The 15,714-nt window shown below is 70.1% G+C and carries 11 protein-coding genes and 1 pseudogene; 8 read left to right on the top strand and 4 right to left on the bottom strand.

The window, feature by feature from the left end; all coding sequences use genetic code 11:
- Nucleotides 1-78 precede the first annotated feature (78 nt).
- On the bottom strand, nucleotides 79-1,050 hold the full coding sequence (gshB, locus tag E5843_RS11475; RefSeq protein WP_136412694.1) for a glutathione synthase: 972 nt from the start codon (nucleotides 1,048-1,050) through the stop codon (nucleotides 79-81).
- Between the two features lie 200 nt (nucleotides 1,051-1,250).
- Here gshB and pilG point away from each other — a divergent pair, with 200 nt between their 5' ends.
- The 5 genes and pseudogenes from pilG to E5843_RS14630 all read left to right on the top strand — a co-directional run.
- Nucleotides 1,251-1,652 (top strand): twitching motility response regulator PilG, encoded by a 402-nt coding sequence (gene pilG / locus E5843_RS11470; RefSeq protein WP_129136621.1) that lies wholly within the window; start codon nucleotides 1,251-1,253, stop codon nucleotides 1,650-1,652.
- A gap of 17 nt (nucleotides 1,653-1,669) precedes the next feature.
- Complete coding sequence (locus tag E5843_RS11465) at nucleotides 1,670-2,041, top strand: response regulator (RefSeq protein WP_134674062.1); 372 nt, start codon at nucleotides 1,670-1,672, stop codon at nucleotides 2,039-2,041.
- Complete coding sequence (locus tag E5843_RS11460) at nucleotides 2,038-2,592, top strand: chemotaxis protein CheW (RefSeq protein ID WP_134674061.1); 555 nt, start codon at nucleotides 2,038-2,040, stop codon at nucleotides 2,590-2,592. The genes E5843_RS11465 and E5843_RS11460 overlap by 4 nt, the downstream gene beginning before the upstream one ends.
- A 32-nt stretch (nucleotides 2,593-2,624) precedes the next feature.
- Nucleotides 2,625-4,646, top strand: coding sequence for a methyl-accepting chemotaxis protein (locus E5843_RS11455; RefSeq protein ID WP_134674060.1), 2,022 nt, complete (start codon nucleotides 2,625-2,627; stop codon nucleotides 4,644-4,646).
- A gap of 191 nt (nucleotides 4,647-4,837) precedes the next feature.
- Nucleotides 4,838-7,003, top strand: a pseudogene (locus tag E5843_RS14630) (Hpt domain-containing protein); the annotation flags it as partial.
- Between the two features lie 352 nt (nucleotides 7,004-7,355).
- Here E5843_RS14630 and E5843_RS14625 read toward each other — a convergent pair.
- Nucleotides 7,356-8,747 carry a pentapeptide repeat-containing protein gene (locus tag E5843_RS14625; protein ID WP_425480746.1) on the bottom strand — a complete coding sequence of 464 codons (1,392 nt, stop codon included), beginning with the start codon at nucleotides 8,745-8,747 and terminating at the stop codon, nucleotides 7,356-7,358.
- 101 nt (nucleotides 8,748-8,848) lie between these two features.
- Here E5843_RS14625 and E5843_RS14620 point away from each other — a divergent pair, with 101 nt between their 5' ends.
- Genes E5843_RS14620 through E5843_RS11415 form a run of 3 tightly spaced genes read left to right on the top strand, consistent with a single transcriptional unit; the run spans nucleotide 8,849 to nucleotide 13,386 of the window.
- Nucleotides 8,849-11,344 carry a response regulator gene (locus E5843_RS14620; protein WP_141066174.1) on the top strand — a complete coding sequence of 832 codons (2,496 nt, stop codon included), beginning with the start codon at nucleotides 8,849-8,851 and terminating at the stop codon, nucleotides 11,342-11,344.
- Complete coding sequence (locus E5843_RS11420) at nucleotides 11,337-12,905, top strand: chemotaxis protein CheB (RefSeq protein ID WP_136412693.1); 1,569 nt, start codon at nucleotides 11,337-11,339, stop codon at nucleotides 12,903-12,905. The genes E5843_RS14620 and E5843_RS11420 overlap by 8 nt, the downstream gene beginning before the upstream one ends.
- Nucleotides 12,898-13,386: a chemotaxis protein CheW gene (locus E5843_RS11415; protein ID WP_136412692.1), complete on the top strand. Its 489-nt coding sequence runs from the start codon at nucleotides 12,898-12,900 to the stop codon at nucleotides 13,384-13,386. Before E5843_RS11420 ends, E5843_RS11415 begins: the two co-directional genes overlap by 8 nt.
- A 12-nt stretch (nucleotides 13,387-13,398) precedes the next feature.
- Here the strand turns inward: E5843_RS11415 and E5843_RS11410 are convergent, their stop codons facing one another.
- Both E5843_RS11410 and bioA read right to left on the bottom strand, forming a co-directional pair.
- Nucleotides 13,399-14,136 carry a 16S rRNA (uracil(1498)-N(3))-methyltransferase gene (locus E5843_RS11410; RefSeq protein ID WP_136412691.1) on the bottom strand — a complete coding sequence of 246 codons (738 nt, stop codon included), beginning with the start codon at nucleotides 14,134-14,136 and terminating at the stop codon, nucleotides 13,399-13,401.
- 157 nt (nucleotides 14,137-14,293) lie between these two features.
- On the bottom strand, nucleotides 14,294-15,691 hold the full coding sequence (gene bioA / locus E5843_RS11405; protein WP_141066007.1) for an adenosylmethionine--8-amino-7-oxononanoate transaminase: 1,398 nt from the start codon (nucleotides 15,689-15,691) through the stop codon (nucleotides 14,294-14,296).
- Between the last annotated feature and the right edge of the window lie 23 nt (nucleotides 15,692-15,714).

Here is a 15,714-nt window from a genome sequence, read left to right as displayed (position 1 = left end):
GGTCGGACGAACTGGCCCGTGCGCACGTTACGTGCGCGCAGGTACGCCCCTTTCGACACTGCTTGGCGCGCACCGGCGTCAGTCCGGGGTACCGGCGTGCGGCTGTCCGGCAGTGCGCTCCAGCGCGTCGAACAGCATGCCGGCGATGTTGAGCCCGAACTGCGCGTCGAGTTCGCGGATGCAGGTGGGGCTGGTGACGTTGACCTCGGTCAGCCAGTCGCCGATCACGTCGAGGCCGACGAACACCATGCCGCGCCGTTTCAGTTCCGGACCGACCTGGGCGGCGATCCAGCGGTCGCGCGCGGTCAGCGGCCGGCCTTCGCCGCGGCCACCGGCGGCGAGGTTGCCGCGGAACTCGTCGCCCTGCGGGATCCGCGCCAGGCAATAGTCGACCGGTTCACCGTCCACGAGGAGGATGCGCTTGTCGCCGTCGACGATCTCCGGCAGGTAGCGCTGCGCCACCACCAGCGACTGGTCGCCTCCGGTCAGCGTTTCGAGGATGACGTTGAGGTTCGGGTCACCGGCGCGGGTGCGGAAGATCGACCGTCCGCCCATGCCGTCGAGCGGCTTCACCACGGCCTCGCCGTGCTCGTGCACGAACGCCTTGAGCGCGCGTGCCTCGCGACTCACGAGGCTCGGCGGACAGCACTGCGGGAACTCGAGCGCGGCGAGCTTCTCGTTCATGTCGCGCAGGCCCTGCGGATCGTTGACCACGCGCGCACCGGCGCGCTGCGCCAGCGACAGGATGTGCGTGTCATGCAGGAACTCGGCGTCGACCGGCGGATCCTTGCGCATCAGCACGAGATCGCCAGGACCCAGCGCACGATGTGACTCCGGTCCCAGTTCGTACCAGCCGGCGGGGTCATCGCGCACCGTCAGCGGCGCCAGCCGCGCCTGCGCCACGCCATTGGCAACCGACAGCCCGCCGGGCACGACATACGAGAGGCGCAGACCGCGCCGCTGCGCTTCCAGCAGCATCGCGAAGGTCGAATCCTTGGCGATCCTGATCGACCCGATCGGGTCCATCACGACGACGACTTCGGAATGCATGGCATGCGGTACGGAGGTCGGGCCCGCGATGGTAACAGGCGCATCCACCGCACCGCGGCGTCGCCAGTGCCTGTTCACCGGCGACATGCGCAAAGAGCCTGCGAACTTCGCTTGACACTCTGCTGGCCGGCTGGGGTATAAAGCCCGTCGCAGCGGTGAATCGGAACGCATTCCGCGCCGCGCCCAGGGGAAGCAAGAGCATGACGCAGGACGAGAAACGCGCCGGGAGCCTGGACGGCTTGCGGGTGATGGTGATCGACGACTCGAAAACCATCCGCAGGACCGCCGAGACCCTGCTCAAGCGCGAAGGTGCCGAGGTGGTGACCGCGGTCGACGGCTTCGAGGCATTGGCCAAGATCGCCGACCACAAGCCGCAGATCATCTTCGTCGACATCATGATGCCCAGGCTCGACGGGTATCAGACCTGCGCGCTGATCAAGAACAACCAGGTCTTCCGGCAGACGCCGGTGATCATGCTGTCATCCAAGGACGGGCTGTTCGACAAGGCACGCGGGCGCATCGTCGGCTCCGAGCAGTACGTCACCAAGCCGTTCACGCGCGAGGAACTCCTCGACGCGATCCGCAAGCACGTCAACACCTGACCGGGGGGACAGGGACCATGGCACGCATTCTGTTGATCGAGGACTCGCCCACCGACACGGCGGTCCTCACCCAGCTGCTCCAGCGTCACGGGCACCAGGTGCTCACCGCATCGAGCGCCGAGGAAGGCATCGAGGTCGCGCGCCGCGAGCTGCCCGACCTGGTGCTGATGGACGTGGTGCTGCCCGGCATGAACGGGTTCCAGGCCACGCGCGCGCTGTCGCGCGACAGCGCCACCGGCGCCATCCCGGTGCTGATCGTCAGCACCAAGGGCATGGAGACCGACAAGGCCTGGGGCATGCGCCAGGGCGCCAAGGGCTACATCGTCAAGCCGCCGGAAGAAGGGGCGCTGGTCGCCCAGATCAACGAGCTGCTCGGCGCCGACGCATGAGCGCCACGGAGCGCACGGGGGCGGCTGATGCCTTCGCGCTGCTGCTCGACTACGAGCGGCGCAGCCTCGCCCATGAAGCCGGCCTGCCCGAGCGGCTGGATGCGCCGGGCCTGTGGCGCGGCGTCGGTTACCGCATCGGTGCGCGCCGGCTGGCGTCGAACTTCGACGAGGTCATCGAGATCCTGCCGCTGCCGCAGATCACCCCGGTGCCCGGCGCACAGGGCTGGATGCTCGGCGTGGCCAACGTGCGCGGCAACCTGCTGCCGATCGTCGACCTCAAGCAGTTCCTCGAAGGCGAGCGCACCGTGCTGCACGAGAGCCAGCGCATGCTGGTGGTGCGCCAGGCCGGCGGCGACGTTGCCGTCACCATCGACGAACTGTTCGGGCAGCGCAGCTTCCACGAAACCAACGAAGTGCCGGCCGAAGCGCTGGCGCAGGGACGCTACGCGCATTTCGTCGATCGCGCGTTCCGCCTCGGCGACCACGAGTGGGGGATCTTCAGCCTTGACCGGCTGACCCGCACGCCGGAGTTCAGACAAGCCGCGGCCTGACCGCCGCACCGCTACACACCAGGGGTTATTCCATGAGTACTGCAATGGACAATGTCGCCGGCACGGGGCGCAAGCTCGGCACCAACTTCTGGCTGGCGCTGCTGGCGGTCGCGCTGCTGATCGTCGTCGCCAACACCGGCTTCGCGATCTGGAAGGCGTCGCGCCTGGGTGGCGCGAGCACGGCGGCGTCGAGCCTGCAGGTGAACTCGCAGCGGCTTGCGATCCAGGGCCGCGAGGGCGTCGCCGGGGAAGGCGATGCCTACGCCGCCTTCAAGGCGACCAAGGCGCAGATCGATGGCGACATCGCCAACCTCAACGCGACCTTCGGCGGCACCACCGGCGTCTCCGGGCCGATCGATACGGTCACCCGCACCTGGGCGCCGCTGGAGAAGAGCGCGCAGCAGGTGATCGCGGGCGAGCAGGCGGTGCTGGCCTTCGCCGGCAACGCCAACCGCTTCACCCAGCGGGTGCCGCAGCTGCAGGCCCAGCTCGACGAGCTGGTGCGCGCGATGTCCACCAGCGGTTCGCCGGCCTCGCAGATCTACATCGCGCTGCGCCAGGTGGTGCTGGCCTCGACGATGGCGCGCCGGGTGACCGAGATCCAGGCCGGTGGCCCCGGGGCCGCCAACGCCGGCGAGGCGCTGGCGCGCGACGTCGGCGTGTTCGAGCAGGTCCTCGACGGCCTGCGCGCGGGCGACGAGGCGATGAACGTGCAGGCGCTGTCCAACGCCGGCGCGGTGGCCGCGCTCGGCCAGTCCACCGAGCTGTGGACGCAGATGAAGCAGGACCTCGACGCGATCCTCGCCGCCGCCCCGGCGGTGTTCGGCGCGCAGTCCGCGGCGGCGCAGCTGACTGCCGGCTCCGACCAGCTGCTGGCCGACAGCGAGCACCTGTTCCAGGCCTTCACCACGTTCGGTTCGATGTCCGACCGCAGCGTGCTCGGCAACATCTGGATCAGCATCGTGTTCGGCCTGGTGACGATCCTCGCCATCGTCGGCCTGCTGTACGAGCTCAACCGCGCCCAGCGCGAGCGCTACGCCACCTCGCTCGAACTCAACAACCGCAACCAGGAGGCGATCATGCGCCTGCTGGACGAAATGGGTTCGCTCGCAGAGGGCGACCTCACGGTCAAGGCCACGGTCACCGAGGACATGACCGGCGCGATCGCCGACTCGATCAACTTCGCCGTCGAGCAGCTGCGCAACCTGGTGCAGACGATCAACGACACCTCGGTGCAGGTCTCGGCCAGCGCGCAGGAAACCCAGGCCACCGCGATGCACCTGGCCGAGGCGGCCGAGCACCAGGCCCGCGAGATCACCTCCGCGTCGGACCGCATCAACGAGATGGCGCAGAGCATCAACCAGGTGTCGCGCAACTCCGCGGAATCCGCCGACGTGGCGCAGCGCTCGGTGCAGATCGCGACCAAGGGTGCGGGCGTGGTGCGCGAGACGATCGCCGGCATGGACTCGATCCGCGACCAGATCCAGGAAACCTCCAAGCGCATCAAGCGCCTGGGCGAGAGCTCGCAGGAAATCGGCTCGATCGTCGAACTGATCAACGACATCTCCGAGCAGACCAACATCCTGGCGCTGAACGCGGCGATCCAGGCGGCGTCCGCCGGCGAGGCCGGTCGCGGCTTCGCGGTCGTGGCCGACGAAGTGCAGCGACTCGCCGAACGCTCGTCGAACGCGACCAAGCGCATCGAATCGCTGGTGCAGATGATCCAGAGCGATACCAACGAGGCGGTCAGCTCGATGGAACAGACGACGTCCGAGGTGGTCGCCGGTGCGCGCCTGGCCGAGGACGCCGGGACCGCGCTGGGCGAGATCGAAAGCGTGTCGACCAGCCTCGCCGACCTCATCCAGGGCATCTCCCAGGCCGCGCAGCAGCAGTCGGCGGCGGCGTCGAACATCACCCAGACCATGGGCACGATCCAGTCGATCACCGCGCAGACCTCGCAGGGCGCCAGCCAGACCGCCGAGTCGATCGGCAATCTGGCCCAGCTCGCCGCCGACCTGCGTCGCTCGGTCGCCGACTTCAAGCTGCCGGTTTGAAGCGAGCCGGCGGACAGGCGGAAGACCAGTGCAGTGCGTGCAGCAGATCGCGGGGTTGAGATGAGCATGGTGGCGAAAACGACGGCATCGGTGTGCGCCGGGGCCGGCCTTCCCGGCGGCCTCCGCGTGGCCGGCCACCCGCTCGCGGATCACGGCGGCATGGGCGGTACGCGCACCCGTGGAGGTGCGCGATGACCACCGCCTTCCGCGACGCGATCGACTACACCACGCTGGGCTGGGTCAAACCGGAACTCGATGAAACCCTGCGCCAGGCGCGGCTCGAGATCGAGGCGTTCGTCGAGGACGTCGCCGATACCAGCCACATGCGCTTCTGCGCGAGCTACCTGCACCAGGTGCAGGGCACCCTGCGCATGGTCGAGCTGTACGCCCCGGCGATGGTCGCCGAGGAGATGGAGGCACTGGCCGAAGCGCTCGGGCGCGATGCCACCACCGACCGCGACACCGCCTGCGCCACGCTGATGCGCGCGGTGGTGCTGCTGCCGGATTACCTGGAGCGGCTGCAGGGCGGGCACAAGGACATCCCGATCGTCCTGTTGCCGCTGCTGAACGAGCTGCGCGCGGCGCGCGGCGCGTCCGGGCTCAATGAAAGCGTGCTGTTCGCGCCGGACCTGCAGGCGCCGCTGGCGGTGGAACTGCCGGCCGCCGCCACCGTCACCGAGGCCGAGCGCAAGGGCAGCGCGGGCGTGCAGGCCGCGGACGTCGCGTCGCACCTTGGGGCCTGGCCCGAAGACGGTGCACCCGCCGATCCGCGTGGCTTTGCCGTGGCGATGGATGCGCTGTTGCCGCTGAGCACCGAAGAACCCGTGCGGCGCATGTTGTGGGTCGCCGGGCGCGTGCTCGAAGCGCTCGACGCCGGCGCACTGGCGCCGTCGCCGGCGCTGCGCCACGGCTTCGTCGGCGTGGTGCGCGAGATCCGCCGCCAGTTCCACGACGACGGTTTCGGCGTGCCGAGTCCGGAGACCGCGCTCGAACCCACCCGCCAGCTGCTGTACCTGGTGTCGGCAGCGCCCGGCGACCATCCGACCCTGCGCGAACTGCGCGAGGCATTCCGCCTCGACGGCGACGACGCCACCGAGGCCGAGGTCGAGCACGCGCGCGGCAGCCTCAGCGGGCGCAACCGGGCCCTGCTCGACACCGTGGCCGGCGCGGTCAAGGAAGACCTGCTGCGGGTCAAGGATGCACTCGACCTGCACCTGCGCACGCAGGCGACCGACATCGCCCTGCTGGTGCCGCAGGTGGACGCGCTGGGCCAGGTGGCCGACACGCTGGGCATGCTCGGCCTGGGCGTCGCCCGCGGCGTGGTGCAGCAGCAGCGCGAGGCGATGGCAGCGATCGTGCGTGGCGACCGCGCCGCGGACGAGGACGTGTTGCTCGACATCGCCGGCTCGCTGCTCTACGTCGACGCCTCGCTGGACGACCAGGTCGCCCGCCTGGGTACCCGCGATTCCGATCACGACACCGATGCGCTGGCCAGCGAGTCGCGCAAGGTGCTGGAAGTGGTGGTGCGCGAGGCGGTGGCGAACTTCGCCGACGCGCGCCAGGCCTTCGTCGCCTTCGTCGAGACCAGCTGGGAACATGGCGAGCTGGTCGACGTGCCGCGCCTGTTGCAGGAAGTCGCGGGCGCGCTGCAGATGCTGGAACTGTCGGAACCGGTCGACTACATCACCGGCATCCGTCGCTACATCGAAACCGAACTGCTGGGGCGGCGCCGGGTTCCCAACGGCCGCCAGCTCGACACCTTCGCCGACGCGCTGGCGAGCCTGGAGTACTACCTCGAGGCCCTGCGCGAGCAGCGACCCAATCGCGGCGAGATCCTCGCCATTGCGCGCGCCAGCCTCGAATCACTGGGTTACTGGCCATTGCCTGCCGAGGACCTGGCAGGGGAAGCGCCGGCGGCTGTGGAACCGGCTTCGCCGGTCGACGAGGCCACGCTCGACGCCACCGCGGCCTTCCTCGACCGCGGCTATGCGCCGGTCGCACAGCCTGCGGCTCCGCAAGCGGCCGCCAGTACGCCGGCGCCGGTACAGCCGGCCAGCGCCGGTGGCTTCGAAGTCACCGACGACGACATCGACGACGAGATCCGCGAGGTCTTCCTCGAGGAATTCGCCGAGGAGATCGACAACCTCGACCGGCTGCTGCCGCCCTGGCGCGACCAGCCGGACGACCTGGAGCGCCTGCGGCCGATCCGCCGCGTGTTCCATACGCTCAAGGGCAGTGGCCGCCTGGTGGGCGCGCGTACGCTGGGCGAGTTCAGCTGGAAGGTCGAGACCCTGCTCAACCGCGTGCTCGACGGCACCCGCGCCGCCAGTCCGGCGGTCGTGGCGATGGTCGACCAGGCGTTCTACGCGTTGCCGCAGCTGCAGGCCGCGTTGCGTGGCCAGGGCGCGATCCGCGTCGATCTCGAGCGCCTGCAGGCCGACGCCGAGCGCATCGCCGCGGGCGACGAGACCCCGCCGGCACCGGCCACGCTGCCGTCCGCGGTCACGTCGGCGCAGGAACACTGGCAGGCGGACGACGCCGTTGCCGCACGGGTCATGGCGCCAGAAGCCCTGGCCACCACGAGCCCTGCATCGGCAGCACCGGAGCCGGTGGCCGATGTCGTGCCGGCGACGTCCGGCCACGATGGCGAAGGCGAACGCGTGCCGGCCGCCGTGGATGCGCTGCTGCTGGAAATCCTCGATACCGAGGTCAACGGCCATCTGGCCGTGCTCGATGCCTGGACCGGGCGCGAGGTGCCGCAGGTCGACGACGCCCTGCTGCGCGCCGTGCATACGATGAATGGCGCCTTCGCCATGGCCGAAGTGCCGATGGTGACCGCGGCGCTGTGGCCGGCGGAAGCCTATGCGCGCCGCCTGCACGCGGCTGGCGTGCCGGCCAGCGTCGACGGCGTGGCAGCCATGCGCGAGCTGTCGACGCTGGTGCGCGACACTCTTGTCGGGCTGCACGATCCGCATCCGCATGTGCGCCGTTGCGACGGTCTCGCCGCCACCCTGGTGGCGCTGCGCGACGCGTTGCCCGAGCCCCCGCCGATGGCAGTGGGCGCCGACGAGGATGACGACGCCGGCATGGCGATCGACATCGATGGCGAGGGTGCGGGCGGCGAGCTGTCCGTGCTGGATCTGTCCGAGTATCTCGGCGCCAGTGCCGATGGCGACGACGCCACTGTTGTCGCTGCCGACACCGATGAAGGCTTCGAAGCCGAGCGTCTCGAGGCCGAGCGTGTCGAGGCCGAGCGTGTCGAGGCCGAGCGTGTCGAGGCCGAACGTGTCCAGGCCGAACGTCTAGAGGCCGAACGTCTAGAGGCCGAACGTCTCGAAGCCGAACGTCTCGAAGCCGAACGTCTCGAGGCTGAGCGTCTCGAAGCCGAGCGTCTCGAAGCCGAGCGTCTCGAAGCCGAACGTCTCGAAGCCGAACGTCTCGAAGCCGAGCGTGTCGAAGCCGAGCGTGTCGAGGCCAAACGTCTCGAAGCCGAACGTCTCGAAGCCGAACGTCTCGAAGCCGAACGTCTCGAAGCCGAACGTGTCGAGGCCGAACGTGTCGAAGCCGAACGTGTCGAAGCCGAGCGTGTCGAAGCCGAGCGTGTCGAGGCCGAACGTCTCGAGGCCGAGCGTGTCGAGGCCGAACGTCTCGAAGCCGAACGTCTCGAAGCCGAACGTCTCGAAGCCGAACGTCTCGAAGCCGAACGTGTCGAAGCCGAGCGTGTCGAAGCCGAGCGTCTCGAGGCCGAACGTCTCGAGGCCGAACGTCTCGAGGCCGAACGTCTCGAGGCCGAACGTGTCGAGGCCGAACGTGTCGAAGCCGAACGTCTCGAAGCCGAGCGTGTCGAAGCCGAGCGTGTCGAAGCCGAGCGTCTCGAGGCTGAGCGTCTTGACGCCGGCGGCATCGAAGCCGGTGGCGTCGAAGAGGACCAGGCCGAGGCGGCGCCGATCGATGATCAGCTGGCCACGGAACGTGCCGAGGCCGAACGGCTCGAGATCGAACGCCTTGAAGCCGCGCTGCTTGAAAGCGGACGTCTCGAAGCCGAGCGTCTCGAGGGCGAGCGTGTTGAAGCGAAACGTCTCGAGGCGGCGGACTGTGCAGAAGCGGAGCGCCTTGAAGCCCAACGTCTTGAGGACGAACGGAACGAATCCGAACGCCTGGAATCCGAGCGCGCCGCCGCCGAGCGCGCCGAATCCGAGCGCATGGAATCGGCGAGGCTCGAAGCCGAAGCCGCGGACGTCGATGCCGAAGCCGAAGCCGAAGCCGAAGCCGAAGCCGAAGCCGATGCCGATGCCGATGCCGATGCCGGTGCGCCTGCGTTTGACGCGGTGGTCAGTCAGGCCGGCGAAGCCGACCCGGACCTCGCGCTCGATATGCGCGAGCTCGACGCCGAGCTCCTCGACATCTTCGTCGAGGAAAGTGGCGACCTGCTCGACCATTCCGATGGCCTGCTGGCGCGCCTGCGCGAGGAGCCCGGTGAACGCGAGCCGGTGGTCGGCCTGCAGCGCAACCTGCACACCATCAAGGGCGGTGCGCGGATGGCCGGGATCATGGCCATCGGCGAGCTCGGGCATGCGATGGAATCGCTGCTGGAATCGGTGGTCGAGCAGCGTTGCGAGCTCGGCCGCGATGGCGTACCGCTGCTCGAGCGCGGTTTCGACCGGCTGCATGCGATGGTCAGCCGCATCGGCGAGCGTCGCGCGGTCGGGCTGCCGGAACGGCTGATCGAGGAGTTCGACGCGCGTGCCCGTGGCGAGACCATCAGCACCGCCGCGTCGCCGACCGAGGGGGCTGCCGCGCCCGCCTCGCCGTCGAAGGTCGATCTGGCACCGTTGTCCGCACCGATCGGCGACGCGCCGGAGTTCGAGGACGACCCGCAGGTGCGCGCGCCGCAGGAACAGGTGCGCATCCGCGCCGACCTGCTCGACCGCCTGGTCAACTACGCCGGCGAGGTGGCGATCTACCGCGCCCGCCTCGAGCAGCAGCTGGGCGCGTTCCGCGGCGCGATGGGGGAGATGGAGCAGACGAACATGCGTCTGCGCGACCAGCTCCGCCGCCTCGACATCGAGACCGAAGCGCAGATCATCGCGCGCTTCCAGCGCGAAGGTGACACCGGCGACGCCGCGTTCGATCCGCTGGAGCTCGACCGCTTCTCCAACCTGCAGCAGCTGTCGCGTGCGCTGGGTGAATCCGCAGCCGACCTGTCCAGCCTGCAGGGCACGCTCGACGACCTGACCCGCCAGTACGAGACCCTGCTGACGCAGCAGTCGCGCGTCAGCTCCGAGCTGCAGGAAGGCCTCATGCGCACGCGCATGGTGCCGTTCGATGCACTGGTGCCGCGCCTGCGCCGCGTGGTGCGCCAGGCCGCGCAGGAAACCGGCAAGCAGGTGCAGCTCAAGCTCGACGGCGCGCAGGGCGAGCTCGACCGCAACGTGCTCGAGCGCATGACCGCACCGCTGGAGCACATGCTGCGCAACGCGGTGGTGCACGGGCTGGAAACGCCCGAGCAGCGTCGCAAGGCGAAGAAGGGCGACGAGGGCACGGTGCGCATCGCGGTGCGCCGCGAAGGCTCGGAAGTCGTGCTCGAAGTGGCCGACGACGGCCGTGGCCTCGATCGCGGCGCGATCCGCCGCCGTGCCGAAGAACGCGGCCTGGTGCATGCCGACGCCGTGCTGGCCAACAGTGCGCTCGACGCGATGATCTTCGAGCCGGGCTTCTCCACCGCCGACGAGGTCAGCCGCCTGGCCGGCCGCGGCGTCGGCATGGACGTGGTCGCGAGCGAGGTCCGCCAGCTCGGCGGCAGCCTCGACATCGAGACCCGCAAGCACGCCGGCACCACGTTCACCCTGCGCCTGCCGCAGACGCTTGCGGTCACCCAGTCGGTATTCGTGCGCATCGGCGAAACCAGCTTCGCGGTCCCGATCGCATCGGTGCGCGGCGTGGGCCGGATCAGCCGCGAGGATCTCGCCGCGCCGGGCGCCGTCTACGCCTACGGCGGCGACGAGTACGTCCTGCACGACCTCGGCCAGCTGGTCGGCCAGCCACGCGCACGTGCGGAGGGCCAGCTGCAGGTGCCGTTGCTGCTGGTCGGTGCGGGCGAGCTGCGTGCCGCGGTCGCCGTCGACCAGATCATCGGCAACCGCGAGATCGTGGTGAAGCCGGTCGGTCCACAGGTCGCCTCGGTCCCGGGCATCTTCGGCGCCACCATCATGGGCGACGGCAGCGTACGGGTGATCCTCGACGTCGCCCCGCTGGTGCGTCGCCAGGCGGCGCTGCCACGCGCGGCCGAGCCGGCCCCCGTGCCGGAGCGCCGCCAGGTACCGCTGGTGATGGTGGTCGACGACTCGGTGACGATGCGCAAGGTCACCGGGCGCGTGCTCGAGCGCCACAACTTCGAAGTGGTGACCGCGAAGGACGGCGTCGACGCGCTCGAGCGCCTCGACGAGCGCGTGCCCGACCTGATGCTGCTCGACATCGAGATGCCGCGGATGGACGGCTACGAGCTCGCCACCCAGATGAAGGCCGACGGGCGTCTGCGCTCGGTGCCGATCGTGATGATCACGTCGCGCACCGGCGACAAGCATCGCCAGCGCGCGTTCGAGATCGGCGTGGAGCGCTATCTCGGCAAGCCCTACCAGGAGAACGAGCTGATGCGCAACGTCTACGAGCTGCTGGGGATGGAGCGTACCGGTGCCTGATGCCTCGCCCCGCGTGATCGTGCTGGCGCGTCCGGGCGAAGCCTGCGATCGCCTGCAGGACGCCGTACGCAATGCCGGCGCCGAACTGGTGGGGGCGTTCGATCCGCTGGCGGCGACCGTGGAGGCGGTGGCCGGCATCGGCCCGCAGGCGGTGGTGGTCGCGCTGGAGCCGGCGGTGGAGGACGCGCTGGACGGCTTCCAGCCGTTGCTGGCCGATCCGGCGATCACGGTGGTGTTCGACGAAGCCGAACTTGCGGCGCAGCGCACCGGCTGGGATGCCGCGCGCTGGGTCCGCCACCTCGCCGCCAAGCTGCACCGCCATGACGACGTGTTGCCGCCGGGTGCCGGCCAGGACACCGGGCTGGTGCTGGACGACACGCCGCTGGCGTTCGACGCCGGCTACCCCGACGTGTCGCACAGCGACATCGAACTGGTGGCCGAGGAAATGCGCGCGCACGCCGACGAGGTGCCGCGCGACGACGTGGTACTGCTCGACGCGGCCGTGCCTGGATTCGAGGGAGTAGTGCTGGCGTCCGACGGGCCGTTGGTCGAGACGGGTCCGCTCGACGAACTCGCGCTGGGCGACCTGTCTCTTGAAGACATGGCGCCTGCAACAGCCGAGGACGTGGACGGCGCATCCGGCGGCTTCGGCGCGCTGGCCCTCGAAGGTGTCAGCCTCGACGACCTGGTGCTGGACGACGACAGCGGCTTCGACAGTGCGCGCACGGATCACGCGTCCGGGCGCGAGTACCTGGAGCCGGTGGATCTCACCTGGGACGCGGAGCCGGCCCGTTCCGAAGACGCTGCCGCCCCGACCGGACAGGCGCCAGCCCCCGCCGTGCCGGACACCGGACGGCTGTCGCTGGCAGACCCGGAGACGCCTGTCGTCGTGCCCTCCGCGGCGCCGGTGAAGGATGCGCTCGTCGACCTCGACAGCCGTATCGGCGGCCTCTCGCTGGTGGACGTCGACAGCTACGGCTTCGGCGAACTGCAGGGTGCCGTGCTGGTGGAAGGCGGGCTCGGTGGACCCGACCCGGTGCGCCAGCTGCTGGCGGCGCTGCCGGAGGATTTCCCGCGCGCACTGCTGGTGCGCCTGCGCCTGGATGGCGACCGTTACGACCGCCTCGTGCGGCAGATGGCACGCGCGACCACGCTGCCGGTGACCCTCGCCGAAGAGGGTGGGGCTGTGGAGCGCGGCAACGTGTACTTCCTGCCGCCGCTGCTGGGCGTGGCCGCCGAACGCGGCCGGCTCTGTTTCGTCACCAGCGACGAGGCGGCCGCGACCCGGCTTCCCGACGCGCTGCCCGCCAACGACAGCGCGGTGGTGTTTCTCAGCGGCGCCGATGCGGCGCTGGTCAACGACGCGATGGGCGCGGACTGGTCCGGTGCACTGGTGGTCGGCCAGTCGCTCGATGGCTGCTATGACGCCGCGGCATCGGCCCGCGTGGCCGAGCAGGGCGGCACGCTTGCGGCGCCGACGGAACTGGCGAACCTTCTGGTCGAACGCTGGGCGCCGGGCGCCACCGCGGGCGGCATCGAACTCGAGACTTCCGATGAATGACGTTCCTGCCGACGCCACGCCGCACGACATCCGCGGCGTGCTGATCCAGATCGACGGCGCGCGGCTGCTGCTGCCCAACACGACGATTTCGGAAGTGTTGTCCTATGCCGACCCGGAGCCGGTCGAAGGTGCGCCCGCGTGGCTGCTCGGGCGCACCCGCTGGCGCGGCTGGGAAGTGCCGCTGGTGGCGTTCTCGCGCGCCGCGGGTCTCAGCAGCAGCGAGCGGGGCGGCCTCGGCAGCAAGGTGGCGGTGTTGAAGAACCTGCGCACCGACGGCCGTTTCCCGTACTTCGCCCTGCTGACGCAGGGCTTCCCGCGCCTGGTCAACGTGTCCGCCGACACGCTGCTGGTCGATGCGGGCGACGGTGAGCTGCCCACCGCGGTGCATGCCCGGGTGCGTCTGAACCAGGACGAGGCGCTGATTCCCGATCTCGAGGCGATGGCCGCGCTGATCGAGGATGCGCTGAACGTCGCCGCCTGACGCGACGCTCGCTCAGCCGAGGTCGCCGAAACGCGCCTGCAGGGCGGCGATCGCCGCGAGCCCGGCGGTTTCGGTGCGCAGTACCCGCGGACCGAGGCGGATGCCGACAAAACCCGCGGTTTCCAGCACGGTGCGGTCGCGTTGCGACCAGCCGCCCTCGGGCCCGACCGCCAGCACGATCCGGCCGTCCGCGGGCGCGGGCAGCGACTGCGTGTTGGCATGCGCGAACGGATCGAGCAGCAGGCGCAGTCCGCCGGCGGGCAGCGCGTCCAGTGCCTCGTGCAGCGGTGCGGCGGGTGTCACGGACGGCACCCGCGCACGACCGCTCTGCTCGCAGGCGGCAATCACCACGCTGGTCCAGTGCGCCAGCCGCTTGCGCGCGCGCTCGCCATCGAGCTTCACCTCGCTGCGGTCGCTGTGTACCGGTACCACCGCGTCGATGCCAAGCTCGGTGGCCTTCTGCAGGACCAGGTCCATCTTCTCGCCGCGGGCGATGCCCTGCACCAGGCTGATGCGCAGCGGTGATTCGTTGTCGACCACGCGGCGGTCGAGCACCTGCGCGTCGCCGCCGCGCTTGCCGACCGCGGTGATGCGCGCGTCATAGTCATGCCCGTCGCCATTGAACAGCACGCAGGCATCGCCCTCGCGCAGGCGCAGCACGCGCAGCAGGTGCGCAGCGACATCCTCGGGCAGGGCGACCGTGGTGCCGGGCGTGAGCGGCAGGTCGACGTGGGCGCGGGTCAGGCGCATCGGATGCCTGCCACGGAGGAACGTGGATGGACGCGGATGACAGTTCCCCGATGGGCCGTGTCGCGACGGCGTGCCGGTGCGCATTCGTGCGGGCGCGGCCGCGCATCATTCCACGCCTGGTCCGCGTGGATCGCGTGAATCCGTAGCGGAAAGCGCATCACGCCGTGGCCGCCTCGATCGCGGATCGGGTGACGTCGGCCAGCAGGTCGAGCTGGTCGTCGTCGATGCAGTAGGGCGGCATCCAGTACAGGATGTCGCCCAGCGGACGCAACAGCACGCCACGCTCGAGTGCGTGCGTATAGGCACGCAGGCCGACGCGGCGCGCGGCATCGAACGGCGTGGACTTGCGCCCGCCGTCGCTGAGCTCGAACGCGACGATCATCCCCGCCTGGCGCACATCGGCCACATGCGGATGCGCGGCCAGCGGTGCGGCAAGTTCGGCCATGCGCGCGGCGGTGCGGCGGTTGCGGGCGAGCACGTCGTCGGCTTCGAAGATGTCGAGCGTCGCCAGCGCCGCCGCGCAGGCCAGCGGATTGCCGGTGTAGCTGTGCGAATGCAGGAAGGCGCGTTCGCGTGAATCGTCGAGGAAGCCGTCGTAGATCGCCTGCGTGGCCAGCACCGCGGCGAGTGGCAGGAAACCGCCGGTGAGACCCTTGGACAGGCACATCAGGTCGGGCATCACGCCGGCCTGTTCGCAGGCGAACATCGAGCCGGTGCGGCCGAAGCCCACCGCGATCTCGTCGGCGATCAGGAACACCCCGTGCACGTCGCACAGTTCGCGCACGCGCTTCAGGTACACCGGGTCGTGCATGCGCATGCCACCGGCGCACTGCACCCGCGGCTCCAGCACCAGCGCGCAGATCTCGCCGGCGTGCTCGTCGAGGATGCGCGCCAGCGCATCGGCGGCGTCCTCGGCATGTTCGGCCGCCGAGCGCCCGTCGGCGGCAAGGTACGCATCCGGCGATGGCGCGAAGACCGCTTCCATCAGCAGCGGCGCATACACGCGGCGGTACAGCGGGATGTCGCCGACCGACAGCGCGCCGACGGTCTCGCCGTGGTAGCCGTTCTCCAGTGCAACGAATTTCGTGCGCCGCGGCTCGTCGCCGCGGTTGGCGAACCACTGGAACGCCATCTTCAGCGCGACCTCGACACCCGCGGAGCCGTTGTCGGCATAGAACACCTTGGCCAGCGGCGCGCGGCCGGACTGGCGCGGTGCCAGCGCCAGCAGGCGTTCGGCGAGCTCCACCGCGGGCATGTGCGAACAACCGGCGAGGATCACCTGCTCCAGGGTGTGCGCCTGGCGCGCGATCGCGCCTGCGATACGCGGTTCGGCGTGGCCGAACAGGTTCACCCACCAGCTCGAGACCGCATCCAGGGTACGCCGCCCGTCGGGGCCGATGAGCCAGGCGCCGTCGCCGCGGGCGACCGGCAGCAACGGCAGGGTGTGGGGGTGTTCGCGCATCTGCGTGCACGGGTGCCACAGCACGGCGAGGTCGCGGGAACGCCAGGCATCGGCCTCGGCTAGAATGGCCGGATCGTGATGTTTCGTGGACATGCCCGCATTATCGCCTTCCCGAT

This window comes from Luteimonas yindakuii (assembly GCF_004803715.2).
Lineage (GTDB): Bacteria > Pseudomonadota > Gammaproteobacteria > Xanthomonadales > Xanthomonadaceae > Luteimonas > Luteimonas yindakuii.
The sequence above is the reverse complement of the archived record's forward strand: the minus strand, read 5'-3'. Positions and strand labels throughout refer to the sequence as shown.